Raw genomic sequence first — 16,821 nt, 5'->3', positions numbered from 1 at the left:
AACCATGCCCGAAGGTGACACCGTCTGGCACACCGCGGCCATCCTGCGCCAGCAACTGGTCGGGCGCACCCTGACGCGCTGCGAAGTCCGCGTCCCCCGTTACGCAACCGTCGACCTCACCGGGCAGGCGGTCGACGAGGTGCTCAGCCGGGGCAAGCATCTATTCATCCGGGTGGGCCAGGCGAGCATCCACTCGCACCTGAAGATGGACGGCAGCTGGCGGGTCGGCGACCGGCCGGTGCGTGTCGACCACCGGGCGCGAATCGTCCTGGAAGCCGGCGCCGTCCGCGCCGTCGGCGTGGATCTGGGCGTCCTGGAGATCCTGGAGCGCGACCACGACGCGGACGCCGTCGCGCATCTGGGGCCCGATCTGCTGGGCGATGATTGGGACGCCGCGCTCGCCGCCGCCAACCTGGCGGCCCACCCGGACCGGCCACTCGCCCAGACGCTGCTCGACCAGCGGGTGCTGGCCGGGATCGGCAATGTCTATTGCAACGAACTCTGTTTCGTCAGCGGACACCTGCCCACCGCGCCGGTGAGCGCGGTCGCCGACCCGCATCGGCTGGTCTCCCGCGCCCGAGACATGTTGTGGCTGAACCGATCCCGCTGGAACCGCTGTACCACCGGCGATACCCGGACGGGGCGGCAGCTCTGGGTCTACGGGCGAGCCGGGCAGAGTTGCCGTCGCTGCGGCACCAGCATCGACTACGACGGCTCGGGGGAACGGGTCACGTACTGGTGCCCGTCCTGCCAGCGCTGACGCGCCTAGTCCCGGGCGTGCGCCAGGAAGAACTCCGCGATGGCCTCCGACCCGTCGAGCGCGCGGGTGGTGGGCCCGATGATCGCCTTGGGCAGGTACTGCCTGCCGCCCGGCCAGGTGTGCCCGCCGCTGTCGATCTGGTAGAAGATCACCTCGGTGGACGCCGCGCACGCCGTGGAGTCGAAGCGGTGCACGACGGTGCCGTCCCCGACGTTGGGCAGGGCCTGCACCGCCGGATCGCCTTGGCACCCATCGGCCGATCGCCACTTGTTCACCATGCTGTTGGCGGAGATGGAGTGGCTGACCCCGCCGCGACCCCGGACGACCCCGCCCTGGAACGGCACCAGCGGGTCGGCGGTGCCGTGGGCCGCCCAGACCGACACCGGCCGCGACGGATTGCACGCCACACCGACGCCCAGGGTGCCCGCCACGGGTGCGACCGCGGCGAACACATCGGCGCGGTCACATGCCAGCCGGTTGGACATGAAGCCCCCGTTCGACATCCCGGTGACGAAGACGTGTCCCGGGGCGATGCCGTAGTCGTTCTGCAGTTTGCTCACCAGCCCCACCAGAAAGCCGACGTCGTCGACATGGCGGCGATCCGCCGGCGACGCCCCCCGCCCGTCGGCCCAGCTCTTGTCGTAACCGTCGGGATAGACCACCAGCAGGTTGTGGGCGTCGGCGACGGTGTCGAAACCGGTCAACCCCCGTTGCCCGTTCCCGGTACCGCCGCCGCCGTGCAGACTCAGCACCAGACCGACCGGGCTACCCGGCGGCACGTGCAACAGGTAAGTTCGGTCCATGCCGCCGGAACGGAAAGTCCCGGAAGTATCCCGAGCGCTGGCCGCCGACACATGCCGCACACCACAGCCCACCAGACACACCGCCACGCACACCGCCACAAGGGCCAGCGACAACCAACGCACGAACGGCATATCGTCAATACACCGACGGGGCCGACGCCGGAGCAAATTTGGGTGTGGCGATGATCGCAATATCATTGATCCTGCACCGTGCTACGCCGCAACGTGCGAATATTCGGGCAGCCCCCGCTGTCAGCGAGCAACGGCACTTCGATGTCACGGGAGTATCAGAAATGACGAGGACCCAGATACGCAACCCCAGCCTGCTGGTGTTGCTGTTGGCTGCCGGCAGTGTCCCGGCGGCCGGGCTGCTGGGCGTGCTGGGAGCGACCCCGGCGGCCCACGCCACCGCCGCCGATGACGCTTTCCTGACGGCGCTGACGGCCAAGGGCATCAACTACGAGTCGCCCGAGACCGCCATCCGGTCGGGTCGCTTGGTGTGCCAGCAACTCGATTCCGGCCAGGCGCCACAACAGGTGGCAAACGACGTCATGACCAACAGCCACCTCGACGGCTACCACGCGGGCTACTTCGTCGGCGTGAGCATCCGGGCGTACTGCCCGAAGTACGGTGCCCAGGCCTGAAAGTTAACGGCCAGTTGACAGGCTCGTGACAAGTGCGCCCGTAAAATTGGCCTTGAATTAATCTCGAGAACTCGAAGGCCAAATGATTCCTAAACTTTTGGTCGGCGTTGCACTCACCCTCGGCGCTGCTAGCTGGACCGCAGCATCGGCCAACGCCGACCCAAGCCCGTTCAGCACCCTCAGCTGCAGTTGCCAGGAGACGGCTCCGGCGGGCAGCTCGACCCTGACCGACAAGCTCGACTGGGGAATCCAGCAGGGTCTTTACGATCTGCCGGTCGTCCAAGTCGATAGTTAGAGCTCACTTCCGCTTCCGCATCCGCCGCTCGATGTAGTGGTAGCGCGCGGCCCGTCGGCGGATGCGATACGCGCTTCCGCGGGTGCGATGCGGCTGCCCATTAACGCGTATCGGCTCGCTGTAGAAGAGCAGCTTGCCGAGCTCCACCAAGACCAGGTAACTGACGACGAAGGTGCCCAGCACGGCGAAGAACTGCCACGGCAGCGGCGTGAAGCCCAGGGTGCGGGCCAGCGGGGAAATCGTCAGGCCGGCGCCGACGGCGACCACGGTGAGACTGGTGACGGCCAGCAACGCGCTGGGCCGGCTGCGAAAGAACGGCACCATGCGGGTGCGAATAACGAAGATGATGAGCGTCTGCGTCGCAAGCGATTCCACGAACCACCCGGTGCGAAACTCGATGGCGCCGGCGTGCAGCACGCCGAGCATCAATCCGAACGTCAGGAAGTCGAACAGCGAACTGATCGGGCCGAAGATCAGCATGAACCGGCGGATGAACGCGACGTCCCAATGCGACGGCGCCTGCAGCTGTGCCGCGTCGACCCGGTCGGTCGGGATCGCCAGCTGCGAGGTGTCGTAGAGCAGGTTGTTGAGCAGGATCTGGCTGGGCAGCATCGGCAGGAACGGCAACAACGCCGACGCGGCCGCGGCGCTGAACATGTTCCCGAAATTGCTCGACGTGCCCATCAGCACGTACTTGATGGTGTTGGCGAAGATCCGCCGGCCCTCGGCCACCCCGGTTGCCAGCACCCCGAGGTCTTTTTCCAGCAGCACCACGTCGGCCGCGTCCTTGGCCACGTCGGTGGCGCTGTCGACCGAGATCCCCACATCGGCGGCGTGCAAGGCCAGCGCGTCGTTGACACCGTCGCCCAAGAAGCCAACCGATCGCCCCCTGCGCCGCAGCGCGGTGATCAGCCGGGCCTTCTGCTCGGGAGAGATCCGCGCGAAAATGGTGTGGTTCTGCGCGATGTCGGTGAACGCGTCATCGTCCAACAGGTCGAGCTCTGCGCCGGTGATGGTGCCCTTGGATGCCAAACCAAGCTCGCCACATACCTTTTCGGCGACCCGCGGGTTGTCCCCGGTGGCGATCTTCAGCTCGATGCCCAGGTCGGCCAGTTGCGACAGTGATTGCCGCGCAGCGGATTTAGGTTCGTCGGCGAACACCAGGAATCCCGCGAGTGACAGCTCGCATTCGTCCGCACGGGTGAGCGTCGTCAACGCCGGCGCCGGTTTGGCGGCCACGGCCACCACCCGGCGACCCGCGGCGAACAATGCCGCAAGGGTCTCCTCCGCCACCGGCGCGACGGCTCGGCATTGGGCCAGCACCTGTTCGGGCGCGCCCTTGACCACCAGCATCCGATCGCCGTCGTCGTCGACCAGCGCCGACGTTGCCCGGCGTTCGTGGTCGAACGGCAGCATCGCAATCCGGCGCTCGGCACCGGTCACCAATTGGTGCGCCTGCGGGGACTCCCAGAGTGCGGCGTCGAGCGTATTGGCGCTGGCACCACCGGTTTCCGGGTCCACATCGGTGGCCAGCAGCCCCAGGCGGCGGACCGAGTCGCTGTGCGCGCCGGCGGGGTCGATCGTGTCCACCAAACGGAGCCGGCCTTCCGTCAGGGTTCCGGTCTTGTCGGTGATGAGGATGTCGATGTCGCCGAGGTCTTCGATGCACACCAACCGCTTCACGAGCACCTTCGCTTTGGCCAGCTGCCGTGATCCGGTCGCCAGGCCCGTGCTGACGACGGCGGGCAGCAGCTGCGGCGTGATTCCGACCGCGATCGCGAGCGAGAACAGCACCGAGTCGATGATCGGCTTCGCCAACAGCAGGTTGCTGATCAAGATGATCACCATCAGCGCGACGGCGACTTGCAGCAGCAGGTACGAGAACCGGCGCAGCCCGACCTGGAAGCCGGTTTCGGGCTGACGTTCGTCCAAACCCGCCGCGATTCGCCCGAATTCGGCGTTTTTTCCGGTGGCGTACACCACCCCGGTACCCTCGCCGGCGCTCACGATTGTGCCCATGAAGGCCAGGTCGGTCGCGTCGGCCAGGTCGGTCCCGGAAGGCACCGGTTGCGGCGATTTCTCCGATCCGGTCGATTCCCCGGTCAGGATGCTTTCGTTGCATTCCAGACCGCTGACGTCGATCAGCCGGACATCGGCCGGAACGGCCTCCCCGAGCGACAGCCGAATCACGTCGCCCGGCACGAGCGCGGTGACGGCGAGCGCTACGAACTCCCCGTCGCGGCGCACCACGGCGTTGTGGTGCACGCTGGCATGCAGGTCGGCGGCGGCGCGCTCGGCGCGGTATTCGTTGATGAAGCCCAGGCCGATGCTGGCCACCAGGATGATGCCGATGATGACCGCCTGCATGCTGTCGCCCAGAAAGTACGAGACGACGGCGGTGCCCGCCAGCAGGATGAGCACCGCGTTGCGCAGTTGACGACCCAGCACCGCAAGAACATTGACGTGATGGGTCCGCACCGCGTTGGGTCCGTAGCGTGCCAGCCGGGCCGCGGCCTCCGCGCTGGACAACCCGGCGGCCGAGCTGTCCAGCCGGCGCAGGACTTCGTCGACGGGGGCGGCGGCGACCCGCGTCGTGTTCGGGGCCGCAAGTTCCGGTAGCAGGTCAGCGGTCATAGCCAGTCCCGACGTTTGAACATCACGTAGATCACCACCATCAGGACGGCTATCAGGGTGGTACTGGCAAGGAATCCGGCGAGGTGGCCGAATCCCGGGTAGGGCACGTTCTGGCCGTAGAACCCCGTGATGGCGGTGGGGACGGCGATGATGGCCGCCCACCCGGTCAGCTTCTTCATGATGGTGTTGAGCCGGGCGTCTTGCAGGGACAGGTTGGTCTCGAAAATGGTTGTGACCATGTCGCGCAACGACTCCGTCCATTCCGACACGCGAAGCACGTGGTCATAGAGGTCGGCGTACAGCGGGTCCAGTTCCGGGGCCGTGCCGACCTCGTGGCGGTGGTGCTGAATCGAGTTGACGACCTCCCGCATCGGGAGCGCTACCCGCCGCAGGCCCACCAGGTCCCGTCGCATCTGAAATGTCCTGCGCTGAAAGCTCGCCTGGCCGGGCTTGCCGTCGAACAGGTCGTCTTCGATGGCTTCGACACAGTCGTCCAAGGCCTCCACCGCGGCGAAGTGACTGTCCACCACGACGTCGAGCAACCCGTGCACCAGAGCGCCCACCCCGTACTGCTGGGCGCCGATCTCCTCCCAGCGCCCCGCGACCGCAGCGATGTCGAAGTCGGGCGTCAGGCGCACCGTGATCAAACCGCGGGGAAGCACGAAGGCCGAAATCCGCTGCATGGACAGCATTCGCCGCGGCTCGTCGGTGGCTTCCGTTGCGATGTGCACGGCGTAGACGGTGAAGAAGGTGTGCGTCTCGTACGCGGTGGCCTTGACACGTTCGGTCGCCGCCACGGCGTCTTCGACGGCCCACGTGTTGAGGCCGAGTTCGGCGGCCAGTTCGCACAACGCGTCGTGGTCCGGCTCGCACAGATCAACCCAGACCAGGGCGTCGGGCTCGCGGAGGTATTCCGAGATGTCATCGAACGTGAAATCGTCTTGCGGCTTACCGTGGCGCCAGACGCGGCCCTGGACGTTCGGTGTGCCTTGCACGACGCAATCTTCTCAGCCCAGCGCAGCCGGCGCCTCTCAGTAGGTGGATATCTCGTCGGGCGCGGGCAGATCGCCGCTGACCATGAAGATGACGCGGCGCCCGACTTCCACGGCATGGTCGGCAAAGCGCTCGTAAAAGCGGCCCAGCAGCGCCGCGTCCACGGCAACGGGAACGCTGTCCGTCCAGTCCTGATCCAACAGCACCTTGAACAAATGCCGGTAGAGCTCGTCCATCGCATCGTCTTCCTCGCGAAGTCGGGCTGCCCCCTCCGGGTCGTGGGAAATCAACACCTGTTTTGCGCTGTCGCCCAAGGCGATTGCCACCTTGGCCATGTCCGCGAAACACGCGCGGACCTCGTCGGGAAGTACTCGATTCGGGTGCTCCCGCCGGGCGATCTTGGCGATGTGCACGGCCAATGCGCCCATTCGTTCGATGTCGGCGATGATCTGGATGGCGCTGAAGATCGCCCGCAACTCACCGGCGACCGGCTGTTGCAGCGCCAGCAAGGCGAACGCTTGTCGTTCCGCTCGCTCCCGCATCACCACCATTCGCTCATGATCATCGATGACCTGTTCGGCGGCGTCGAGGTCGGCCGATAACAGGGCCTCGGTTGCACCCCTCATGGCTTCGTTGGCCAGGCCGCACATCTCGCCGAGCTGGACGGTCAGCTCGGCCAGCTGGTGGTGATAAGCGGATCGCATAGCGCAACGGTGGCCAATGTGAGCGTTTTTGGCAAGGGACGAAAGCCACCCGAAATGGGCCCCAATGACTTTTTCCCGTGCGCGTCACCGCCCGTTAAGCTGCCGCTGTCACCCTTGCGACACCGAGGACACTCGGACAATCGACCTGAGCCGGGAGCACACGGTGAGCACACGACGCGGCCTGCCCGGCCTGGGCTTGCTGACGGCGCCGTTGCGCGTCGCCGCGGTGGGCACCGAGATCGCCGCCGGCACCGCCCTGTTGGGCGGCCATGTCGCGGTGACCATGGGGAGGTCCCTGGTGCGCGCCACGCCGGACGTTCCGGCGCTCACCCGCGCGGCCGCGGGTGCGGTGCTCGAGGCGGTGGGCGGCCCGCCGGCCAGGCGCGTCAGCGGCAACGGGCCGAGGCGCTGGATCGAGGTGCGCGGCCTGGAAAGCGAACACGGCACGGTGATCGCCGCCGACGTGCTGGCGGCCGTCCGGGCGCTGCCCGGCGTGCAGCAGGCCTACCTCAACCGCACCCTGGCGCGGGTGGTGGTGACCGTGGCTGACGACGGCCCCTCGGCGGCCGAGCTTTGCCGCATCGTCGCCAACGCCGAACGACGCGACCGGAGGAGCGCGGGCAGGCACCTCCCGGCCAGCCTGCCGGGCGACGACGCGCTGCTGATGGGCCGGATGGTCGCGGTCACGGCCGCCTCTGTCGGCCTTGGCCTTTCACTGACCGGCAGCCTGCTACGACTGCCCCGACTGCCGGACTTGGTGGCGGTGCCGCCGACGGTGGCCGACCACCTGCCGCGGCTGCGCCGAGAGCTGGAGCGACGCCTCGGGCCGGAGGGCACCGATGTGTTGTTCGGCATCGTCAACGCCACCACCGCCGCCTTGACGCTGTCGCCGACGGCGGCGGCCGCCGAGGCGGCCACCCGCATCATGCTGGTGGCCGAGGCGTGGAACGGCCGGCTGGCGTGGTCGCGGCACGAACCCGAGTTGGCCGGCCGCCCGGTGCCCGACGACGCGGTCGCGGCACCCATCGGCAACCCGGCTCCGCCGGACGGGCCCGCGGAACGCTACGCCAACCGCGCCGGCATGGCCGGCATCGGCGCCGCCGCCGCGGTCGGCCTGCTCACCCGCAACCCCGACGCGGCCGGCGCCGCCGCGCTGGCCGCCGTCCCCAAACCGCTGCGCACCGTGCGGGAAGCGTTCGGTTGCACGATGAACCGCGGCCTTTCCACCCGCCACGACGCGCTGGTGCTGCGCCCCAGGGTGTTGCGGACGCTCGACCGGATCGACGCGATCATGGTCGACCCGCGGGCGCTGTACACCGACGAATTGACGGTCAGTCGTGTGCTCGGGGTGGAGAATTCGGCGCGCGCCCACGCGTGGGAAGCGGTTCGATCCGCACTCGCCAATGACGGTCTGAAGCCGGGATGGCATCCGCTGGCCGAGATCGCCGGGGCCGGCAGCGTCGGCGAGGCGCTGATCAGCCCGGTCCGCGATCCGTTCGCGGCGGCGGTGCTGACCGAGGCGCGGCGGTCGCGGCCGCGCGTCTATTCCCTCGACGACGACGGATTACGTTCCCTGGCACAGGGTTTCGACCAGCTGTATCCCGCCGGCGAGCCCGGCGGGTCGGTCGACCACGCGGTGGTGGCGGCCGTCGCGGAACTGAAGGCCGCCGGGAACACCGTGGCGCTGTTGACCACGTCGGACATGCGGACCGCGCACCGGTCCGACGTGACGATCGGACTGCTGCGGCCCGGACATTCCCCGCCCTGGGCCGCCGATGTGATCGCGAACGACCTGACCGGCGCGTGGCGCGTGTTGCACGCGCTGCCCGCCGCGCGCGCCGCCACCGACAATGCGGTCCGGTTGTCGGCGTCGGCTTCGGCGCTCGGCGCGTTGATGCTGATTCCCGGCGTGCCCGGGCGCAGTTCGGCATCGGTCAATGTCGGCATGGCCGCGAGCCTGTGGTTCGGCTACCGGGCGGCCGTCAAGACTCTGCGGGATCCGCTGCCGGAGCCCGAAACCAGCCATGACTGGCACGCATTGCCGGTGGCCGACGTGCAGCGGCTGCTGCCCCGCCCGACCGAAGAGGACCGCGAGGAAACGGCCGCGTGGTGGCAGCAGCCGGCACCGGTGCGCGCGCTGCACAACGCGAGCGTGGCGTCGTGGTCAGTCGTCCGCGATTTCGCCGACGAGATGCGCGGTGACCTGGCCGACCCCATCACCCCGCTGCTGGCAACCGGCGCGGTGGCGAGCGCGCTGCTTGGCTCGCCGCTGGATGCGGTGCTGGTGGGCAGCGTGCTGTTGGTCAACGCCGCCTTGTCGGCCGAACAGCAGCTGCACGCCGAACGCACACTGAATCGCCTGCTCGCCGTGCAGGATCCGCCGGCGAGACGGCGGGTGGGTGCGCTGGACGCGCACCGCCGCGAGAAGGTGCCGACCAAGCGGCTGCGGCTGGGCGACATCATCGAAGTCCATGCCGACGAGGTGGTGCCCGCGGATGCCCGGCTGCTGCACGCCTCGAATGTGGAGGTCGACGAGTCGACCCTGACCGGCGAATCGCTGCCGGTGGCCAAGCAGATCGATCCCACGCCGGGCGCCCCGCTGGCCGAACGCACCTGCATGCTCTACGCCGGCACGACGGTGGTCGCGGGCACGGCGGTGGCCGTGGTCACCGCCGTCGGTTCGCGGTCGGAGATGCGCAGGGCGCTGGCGATGGCTCCGAGGAAGATGCAGGAGATCGGTCTGCAGCGGCAGTTGCGCCATATCACCCGCCGGGCCTTGCCGTTCAGTGTGGCCGGCGGTGGTCTGGTGGGACTGCTCAGCGTGGCGCGGGGCACCGGGTTGCGCGAGGCGGTGTCCAGCGCGGTCACGCTCGTCGTCGCCGCCATCCCGGAGGGCTTGCCACTGGTGGCGACTCTGGCCCAGCTGGCCGCCGCGCGCCGGCTCACCGGCGAATCGGTGCTGATCCGCAACCCCCACTCGGTGGAAGCGTTGGCCCGGCTGGACGTGGTGTGCTTCGACAAAACCGGGACGCTGAGCGAAAACCGGCTGAAGGTCAAGGCGGTGCGCCCGATGTCGGGCCACACCCCCGCCGCGGTGCTCGATGCGGCGTTGAGCACCAGCTATGCCAGGCACAGCCACCGAGTCGACCACGCCACCGACGATGCGATTCACCGTGCCGCCGCCGATCCCGCCACTCGCGGCGACGGCTCCGGGCCGCACCGACAGACCCGCGACGCGTTCCTGCCGTTCCAGTCCGGCCGCCCGTTCGCGGCCGCGCTCGTCGGCACCCGGCTGACCATCAAGGGTTCACCCGAGGTGCTCGCGTCGGCGTTGCTGAACGACGACCACCCGTTGACGCAAAAGGTCAACGAGATGGCGGCCAACGGGTTACGGGTACTGGCGGTGGCCGAGCGGCAGCTCAGCGCAAGCGAAGCGGCGGCCGCGGCGGCGGACCCCGACCGCCTGGAGGCCCTGTGCGCCTCCGGGCTCACCCCGATCGGCTTGCTCGGGCTGGCCGACACCCCGCGGCCGGCGGCCCCCGCCCTGCTGAAGGAACTTGGCGAGCGCGGCATCGGCGTTCGTTTGATCACCGGTGATCACCCGGCGACCGCGGCGGTGATCGCCCAGGAGCTGGGGATGGAGGTCGCCGCCGACCAGGTGATCACCGGCAGCGATTGGGAGGCGCTGTCCGCCGACGGACGGGCCGCCGCGGCGGCGTCGCGGGTGGTCTTCGCGCGGATGACGCCGGAAAACAAGATCGATGTGGTGCAGACCCTCGAGCGGGCCGGGCTGGTGACGGCCATGGTCGGCGACGGCGTCAACGACGCCGCCGCGATCCGGGCGGCCAGCGTGGGCATCGGGGTGGCGGCACGTGGCAGTGATGCGGCCCGCACGGCGGCCGACGTGGTGCTGCTCGATGAACGGATCGAGGGGCTGCTCGACGCCCTCGACGAGGGCGAGCAGCTGTGGCGGCGAGTGCAATCGGCGGTGTCGATGCTGTTGGGCGGCAACCTCGGGGAGGTGTGCTTCGCCCTGATCACCACCATCCTGACCGGGCGTTCGGTGCTCAATGCCCGCCAGATGCTGCTGGTCAACATGCTGACCGACGCGCTGCCGGCCGCCGCATTGGCCGTCAGCCCCCAGACGGGCTCCGCCGACGTCGACCGCGACGAGGCGGCGATGTGGCGGGCGATCGGGATCCGCGGGGCCGCGACCACCGTCGGCGCCACGGCGGGCTGGGCGATGGCCAGCGTGACCGGGCCGCCGCGCCGCGCGGCGACGGTCGCGCTGGTCGCGTTGGTCGGTGCGCAACTCACCCAGACTCTGATCGATTCGCGCGCCCCCCTGGTGGTGTTGACGTCGGTCGGCTCGCTGGGCGCACTCGCGGTGGTGATCAGCACCCCGGGACTCAGCCAGCTGTTCGGGTGCACGCCGCTGGACCCGTTGGCCTGGGGTCAGGGACTGCTGGCGGCGGCGGCGGCCAGCGGCCTGTCGGCGGCCGCACCCGATCTGCTGCTGCGCGCGTCGCACAGCGTCCAGCGACGTATGCTGGGCAGCTGATGGTGCGGTTGAAACTTGTTGCCATCACTTGTTGTTCACGTCTGGTAAACCCTGCGTCCACTCCTCTGGGTCGCGGGCCGGTCACGCTGGCCGTACCGTTTGCGGTACGACGGCACTCATCGAAGTAGGCGAGCAGGTGGTTGAGATGGAGCGCGACAATCGGTTGCGGCTCAAGCCATATCGGTCGGTATCGGAACACATTGACGGCGCCTGGTGGCCGGAGTCGACCAACCTGGTCGAGGAACTACCGAAATTGTTGGCGTCGTTGTCCGAACGGATGGGACGGGTCGTGGTGGTGGGCTACCGCCGCAATGGCTGGGACGAGACGCCGGCCCTGATCGAGGTCGCCGGTCACACGGTCGAACTGCTCGGCTTCACCAGCGACGAGCCGACCAGCGTCATCCTGATCGGCGAGAACGGCCGTCACATCACACTGCAGGTGATCCGGCCGGACACCGGCGAAGACGCCGCGCGGCAGGCGCTCGAGCGTGCGGGGATACCCGCTGACGCCGAGGCCGCCCCGGCCAGTCGCTCCACGGTGGCGCGATCCGTGGCCGACGTCGCGGACAAGCTGGCCCGTCATGAGGGCCTTGGCGACGAGCGACGGACCGCTGAGATCAAGCGCTGGAGCGAGGAGGCCGCCCTGCAGTTCGTCGATGCACCGGTGCAGACTTTCGTGCCGATCCTCGTCGAACACATCGTGCGGAACCGGATGATGGAATCGCGCCCGCACGATTATCAGCGACCATCATTGACGGCGTAGGCCGCTAAACCGCTGTCTGCATCGCGAAGTGGCGACCCGATGGGCATCCGGCCGCGGGACTGGCCGGAGCTCGCGGCTCCGGCCTCTGCCGCATTGATCGACCCCGATCCCGCGCTGCTCGACGCCACAGCCGTCGTCGAAAAGCTGCGCACCGACCCGACATTCGGATTGAGCGTGGCGGAAGCCGCCCGCCGGCTTGTCGTGGTGGGCGCAAACGATATCGAGAGCGTTCCGCCGGCGCCGACCTGGCGAAAACTACTGGCGCAGTTTCGCAGCCCCTTGATCTACTTGCTGCTCGCCGCGCTGATCGCCTCGCTCGCGGTCTGGGTCGTCGAGGGGGCCGGCGACTGGCCCGTCGACGCGGTGGTGATCGCGGTCATCCTCGTCCTGAACGCGCTCCTCGGTTACACGCAGGAGGAGCACGCGGAGCGCGCGGTCGGCGCGTTGGCGCGGATGGCCGCCACCTCGGCGACGGTCATCCGCGATGGGGCGCGTCACACCGTGCCCGCGAGCGAGCTGGTGCCAGGCGACGTGCTGCTGCTCGCCGAGGGCGACGCCGTGGCGGCCGATGCCAGGCTGCTCTCGTCCGCGGGGCTGGAGCTGTCCGAGGCCGCATTGACGGGCCTGAGCGAACCCGTGCTCAAAGATGCCCGGACGCTGCCGGAGCCGGCGGCGCTCGGGGACAGGGCCGACATGGTGTTCAAGGGCACCGCGGTCACCAGGGGCACCGGGCGGGCGGTGGTGACCGCCACCGGGATGTCGACCCAGACGGGTCAGATCGCCGGCCTGGTGCGCACCGTCGACAATGAGCCGACACCGCTGCAGCGTGAGGTGGCCCGGGCCAGCCGGCTGCTGGGGATCGCCGTGCTGGTGATCGCGGTGGTGGTGATCGCGACGATCTTTGTGGTCTTCGGCATCCACAGCGCCCACGACGCGGTGACGGCGGTGCTCCTGGGCGTCTCGCTGGCGGTGGCGGCGGTACCGGAAGGCTTGCCCGCCATCATGTCGGTCGTACTGGCTCTGGGAATGCGGCGGATGGCCGGTCTGAACGCCGTCGTCAAGGAGCTGTCTTCCGCCGAGACCCTGGGCTCGGCGTCGGTGGTGTGCTCGGGCAAGACGGGCACCCTCACGACCGGGGAGATGACGATCGTGCGGGTCGTCACCCCCCTGGGCGAGGTGAAGGTCACCAGCGCCGGATATCGGCCCGAGGGTCGTCTCGAGCATGGCGGCGCGCCGCTGGGTGAGGGCGACGACCTGTGGCGCCAGGCCGCCCTGGTGCTCGACGGGGGCGCCGCCGGCTGTGATGCCGCCCTCGACGTGCAGGACGGCCGGTGGACGATCCACGGCGACCCGATCGACGCGGCCTTCCTGGTTGCCCGCGGGAAGCTCGGCGACGGGCCCCGCCCGACTCCGGCTGACGTGACGACGGGTGACCCGGATGAGGTGATCGGCCGCTGCACGCACCTACAGGCCGGTGATCGGCTTGCTCCGCTCGACGCCTCGGCCCGGGCCACGATCCGAAGCGATGCCGAGCGTCTGGCGCTCGACGCCCTGCACACCGTGGCGGTCGCCTGCCGGTCCGACGGGCACCTGGTGTACCTGGGCATGGTGGGGATCACCGATCCACCCCGACCGGAGGCGGCGGCGGCGATCGCCGAGGCGCGCCGCGCCGGCGTCCGGGTCGTGATGATCACCGGCGACCATCCCCGGGTGGCGGCGCGGATCGCCCGGAAGCTGGGTATCGAAGACGGCGAGTCGGCCGTGTCCGGCGCTGAACTCGCGACGCTGGATGACGAGCAGCTGCGGGAAACGGTCCGCCTGCACTCGCAGTACACCCAGGTCGATCCGGCGGACAAACAGCGCATCATCGACGCGCTGCAGGCCGACCACGAGATCGTCGCCGTGACCGGGGAGGGGATCAACGACGCGCCCGCGCTGAAGTCGGCCGACATCGGCATCGCCATGGGCCACACCGGCACCGAAGTCGCCAGGGAAGCGGCGAACATGATCCTCGCCGACGACAACTTCGCGACCATCGTCCAAGCCATTCGCGAGGGCCGGGGCATCTTCTCGAACATCAAGAAGACGCTGCGCTACCTGCTCTCCTCCAACATGGGGGAAATCTTCACCGTCTTCTTCGGCGTCGTGCTGGCCGGGGCGATTGGCTTGTCGCAGGGCCATACCGTCGCGCTGCCGCTGCTGGCCACGCAGATTCTGTGGATCAACCTGCTGACCGACGGTGCCCCGGCCCTGGCGCTGGGCGTAGACCCACACACCGAGGACGTCATGGACCGGCCGCCGCGCTCGGTGTCGGACCGGGTCATCGATGGGCGGATGTGGAACAACATCATCGTGATCGGCGCGGCCGTGGCGGCCGCCACGCTCCTCACGATCCACCTCTACGCACCCGGCGGCCCCCTGCCGTCGTCTTTGGACACCGCCCGGACTGCGGGCTTCACCGTGCTGGTGATCGCCCAGCTGATCAACACCATCAACGCCCGCTCGGAGACCCGGACCGCCTTCCACCGGTTCTTCGCCAACCGGTGGTTGTGGGCGGCGATCGGGTTATCGGCGCTGCTGCAGGTGGCCGTTGTTCAGCTGCCCGTCCTCAACACGGCTTTCACCACCACGCCGCTGTCCCTGAGCCAGTGGCTGGTCTGCATTGCCGTGGCCAGCACGGTCCTGTGGGTGAGCGAGATCCGCAAACTCATCTTGCGCCGCTGGCCATCACGGCCGTGATCGCTGCGATGTCGGCCGGGCCGGGCAGGCCCCAGTCGGGCTGGTAGCCCAACAACTCGTTGACTTGCACCGTCTTCATGTCGATGTCGAGAAGTTCGATGGCTTCCAGCGGCACCAACGCCGGGTGGACGTAGCCACACGTGCGCGCCAGCTGGAGCAGTTCGAAGCGCAAGGTGGCTAGATAGTTGGCGCAGCGCACCGACTTCAGGTCCGGGTCGAGGCCGTGCTGCAGCCACGGCGACTGGGTGGCGACGCCCGAGGGGCAGCGGCCGGTGTGGCAGCGCTGGGCCTGGATACAGCCGATGGAGAACATCGCGGTCCGGCCGACGTTGATCATGTCGCAGCCGGTGGCCAACGCCAGCAGCGCGTTCTCCGGGATGCCCAGCTTGCCGGACCCGATGAACACCACGTCGTGGTGCAACCCGTGCTCGGCGAAGGCCCGGTAGACCCGCGGGAGCGCCCACTTGAAGGGCAGGGCGACGTGGTCGCTGAAGACCAGCGGGGCCGCGCCGGTGCCGCCCTCGCCGCCGTCGACGGTCACGAAGTCGACGCCGGTACCGGTGCGGGCCATGCGCGCGGCCAGGTCACACCAGAACCGTTCTTCCCCGACTGCCGACTTGATGCCCACCGGCAGACCCGTCTCGGCGGCGACGGTCTCCACCAGCTGCAGCAGCCCGTCGACGTCACGGAACGCGGAATGGCCGGCGGGACTCTTGCAGTCCACCCCGGCCGGCACGCCGCGGATGGCGGCGATTTCGGGGGTGACCTTGGCGCCCGGCAGCACGCCGCCCAGGCCGGGCTTGGCGCCCTGGCTGAGCTTGATCTCGATGGCGCGGATCGCCGGCGTGGCGGCCACCCGGTCGATCAGCCGGGGAAGGCTGAAGCGGCCGTCCTCGTCGCGGCAACCGAAGTAGCCGGTGCCGATCTGCCAGACCAGGTCGCCGCCATTGAGGTGGTACGGCGACACCCCGCCCTCCCCGGTGGTGTGCAGGGCGCCGGCCATCCTCGCGCCCTTGTTGAGGGCGGTGATGGCCGCGCCGCCGAGCGCGCCGAAGCTCATCCCGGAGATGTTGACCACCGACGACGGCCGGAAGGCCCTGGCGCGGCCGCGCGCGCCGCCGAGCACCTTCGCCGCCGGCAACGGCACGGCCGGATCGGGATGCTCGGGTTCGCCGACCGGCGCCGCAACGGGAAACGCCGCGTGCTTGATGATGGGATAGTTGTGCACCCGTTCCAGGTCGTTGTCGGTGCCGAAGCCGAAGTACCGGTCGGCCAACTTCGACGACGTGTACACCCAGCGACGCTGGTCGCGGCTGAACGGCCGTTCCGCGTCGTTGTCGGTGACGATGTACTGACGCAGCTCCGGGCCCACCGCTTCCAGCAGGAACCGCAGGTGCCCGATGATCGGGTAGTTGCGCAGGATGGTGTGACGGCGCTGCAGCAGGTCCCACCCCGTCAGGCCGGCCAGGCTCGCGCCGACCAACGTGGCCACCGCCCGCGATTTCAAGAATCGAAATCCGTGTAGACGCCCAGCAGGTCGCGGGCCGAGACGATGCCGACCAGCGCGCCGTCGCGCTCCACCAGCACGTGGCGGATGTAGCGGTCCATCATCCGGGCGGCGACCTGGTCGACCGAGGCTTCGGCGTCACACCACACCAGCTTGGTGCTGGCCAGGTCGGAGACCTTGGCGGTGGCGAGATTTCGTCCGGCGGCTACCGCCCGCACGATGTCGCGCTCGCTGACCAGCGCGGCGGGCCGCGGGTCGTCGCCGATCACAACGGCCCCCACGTCGCAGGTCACCATGGCCCTGGCGGCGTCGGCGATGGTGGCGTCAGCGGGGACGCGGGCCACGGGGTCGCCGGCGATGGCGCAGATCGGGAGGGACCCCGGCGGAGATATGTCAGTCACGTCCACCATGCTCGCCA

Annotated in this window: 11 protein-coding genes; 5 read left to right on the top strand and 6 right to left on the bottom strand. The window is 69.2% G+C overall.

Features of this window, described 5'->3' with window-relative positions:
• The first annotated feature begins 4 nt into the window (after positions 1-4).
• Positions 5-760, top strand: a complete 756-nt coding sequence (nei2, locus tag AWC17_RS29345; protein WP_085165613.1) for an endonuclease VIII Nei2 — start codon at positions 5-7, stop codon at positions 758-760.
• Positions 761-765: 5 nt separating this feature from the next.
• On the opposite strand, the gene AWC17_RS29340 is transcribed toward nei2, so the two are convergent.
• Positions 766-1,695 (bottom strand): extracellular catalytic domain type 1 short-chain-length polyhydroxyalkanoate depolymerase, encoded by a 930-nt coding sequence (locus tag AWC17_RS29340; RefSeq protein WP_046186096.1) that lies wholly within the window; start codon positions 1,693-1,695, stop codon positions 766-768.
• A 161-nt stretch (positions 1,696-1,856) separates the two neighbouring features.
• Here AWC17_RS29340 and AWC17_RS29335 point away from each other — a divergent pair, with 161 nt between their 5' ends.
• Positions 1,857-2,207 carry a DUF732 domain-containing protein gene (locus tag AWC17_RS29335; RefSeq protein ID WP_085165611.1) on the top strand — a complete coding sequence of 117 codons (351 nt, stop codon included), beginning with the start codon at positions 1,857-1,859 and terminating at the stop codon, positions 2,205-2,207.
• Positions 2,208-2,505: 298 nt separating this feature from the next.
• Here AWC17_RS29335 and mgtA read toward each other — a convergent pair whose 3' ends face one another.
• From mgtA to phoU, 3 genes are read right to left on the bottom strand one after another with little or no spacing between them, the layout of a single operon-like run.
• Positions 2,506-5,136, bottom strand: a complete 2,631-nt coding sequence (gene mgtA / locus AWC17_RS29325) for a magnesium-translocating P-type ATPase (protein WP_046186099.1) — start codon at positions 5,134-5,136, stop codon at positions 2,506-2,508.
• The gene (locus tag AWC17_RS29320) at positions 5,133-6,131 is read right to left on the bottom strand and encodes a magnesium transporter CorA family protein (RefSeq protein WP_046186100.1); all 999 of its coding nucleotides are present in this window, start codon (positions 6,129-6,131) and stop codon (positions 5,133-5,135) included. The genes mgtA and AWC17_RS29320 overlap by 4 nt, the downstream gene beginning before the upstream one ends.
• A gap of 36 nt (positions 6,132-6,167) precedes the next feature.
• Positions 6,168-6,833, bottom strand: coding sequence for a phosphate signaling complex protein PhoU (phoU, locus tag AWC17_RS29315; RefSeq protein ID WP_046186101.1), 666 nt, complete (start codon positions 6,831-6,833; stop codon positions 6,168-6,170).
• Positions 6,834-7,116: 283 nt separating this feature from the next.
• Between phoU and AWC17_RS29310 the strand changes: the two genes are divergently transcribed.
• The 3 genes from AWC17_RS29310 (at position 7,117) to AWC17_RS29300 (ending at position 14,896) form a co-directional block, all read left to right on the top strand.
• Positions 7,117-11,394, top strand: coding sequence for a cation-translocating P-type ATPase (locus tag AWC17_RS29310; RefSeq protein WP_244193543.1), 4,278 nt, complete (start codon positions 7,117-7,119; stop codon positions 11,392-11,394).
• A 145-nt stretch (positions 11,395-11,539) separates the two neighbouring features.
• Positions 11,540-12,157: a DUF5994 family protein gene (locus AWC17_RS29305; protein WP_046186550.1), complete on the top strand. Its 618-nt coding sequence runs from the start codon at positions 11,540-11,542 to the stop codon at positions 12,155-12,157.
• Positions 12,158-12,196: 39 nt separating this feature from the next.
• Positions 12,197-14,896 carry a cation-translocating P-type ATPase gene (locus AWC17_RS29300; RefSeq protein ID WP_082123194.1) on the top strand — a complete coding sequence of 900 codons (2,700 nt, stop codon included), beginning with the start codon at positions 12,197-12,199 and terminating at the stop codon, positions 14,894-14,896.
• Here the strand turns inward: AWC17_RS29300 and AWC17_RS29295 are convergent.
• Together AWC17_RS29295 and AWC17_RS29290 are read right to left on the bottom strand one after the other, a co-directional pair.
• Entirely contained in the window at positions 14,865-16,403 is a 1,539-nt protein-coding gene (locus tag AWC17_RS29295; protein WP_085165607.1) for an FMN-binding glutamate synthase family protein, read from the bottom strand. The two genes, AWC17_RS29300 and AWC17_RS29295, sit on opposite strands and share 32 nt — an antisense overlap.
• On the bottom strand, positions 16,400-16,804 hold the full coding sequence (locus AWC17_RS29290; RefSeq protein WP_046187361.1) for a CBS domain-containing protein: 405 nt from the start codon (positions 16,802-16,804) through the stop codon (positions 16,400-16,402). The genes AWC17_RS29295 and AWC17_RS29290 overlap by 4 nt, the downstream gene beginning before the upstream one ends.
• Positions 16,805-16,821 lie beyond the last annotated feature (17 nt).

This window comes from Mycobacterium nebraskense (assembly GCF_002102255.1).
Lineage (GTDB): Bacteria > Actinomycetota > Actinomycetes > Mycobacteriales > Mycobacteriaceae > Mycobacterium > Mycobacterium nebraskense.
The sequence above is the reverse complement of the archived record's forward strand: the minus strand, read 5'-3'. Positions and strand labels throughout refer to the sequence as shown.

Excerpts from the sequence above, each read along its gene's own strand:
- nei2 (WP_085165613.1), top strand. The coding sequence starts at position 5 with ATGCCCGAAGGTGACACCGTCTGGCACACCGCGGCCATCCTGCGCCAG.
- AWC17_RS29340 (WP_046186096.1), bottom strand. The coding sequence starts at position 1,695 with ATGCCGTTCGTGCGTTGGTTGTCGCTGGCCCTTGTGGCGGTGTGCGTG.
- AWC17_RS29335 (WP_085165611.1), top strand. The coding sequence starts at position 1,857 with ATGACGAGGACCCAGATACGCAACCCCAGCCTGCTGGTGTTGCTGTTG.
- mgtA (WP_046186099.1), bottom strand. The coding sequence starts at position 5,136 with ATGACCGCTGACCTGCTACCGGAACTTGCGGCCCCGAACACGACGCGG.
- phoU (WP_046186101.1), bottom strand. The coding sequence starts at position 6,833 with ATGCGATCCGCTTATCACCACCAGCTGGCCGAGCTGACCGTCCAGCTC.
- AWC17_RS29310 (WP_244193543.1), top strand. The coding sequence starts at position 7,117 with ATGGGGAGGTCCCTGGTGCGCGCCACGCCGGACGTTCCGGCGCTCACC.
- AWC17_RS29305 (WP_046186550.1), top strand. The coding sequence starts at position 11,540 with ATGGAGCGCGACAATCGGTTGCGGCTCAAGCCATATCGGTCGGTATCG.
- AWC17_RS29300 (WP_082123194.1), top strand. The coding sequence starts at position 12,197 with ATGGGCATCCGGCCGCGGGACTGGCCGGAGCTCGCGGCTCCGGCCTCT.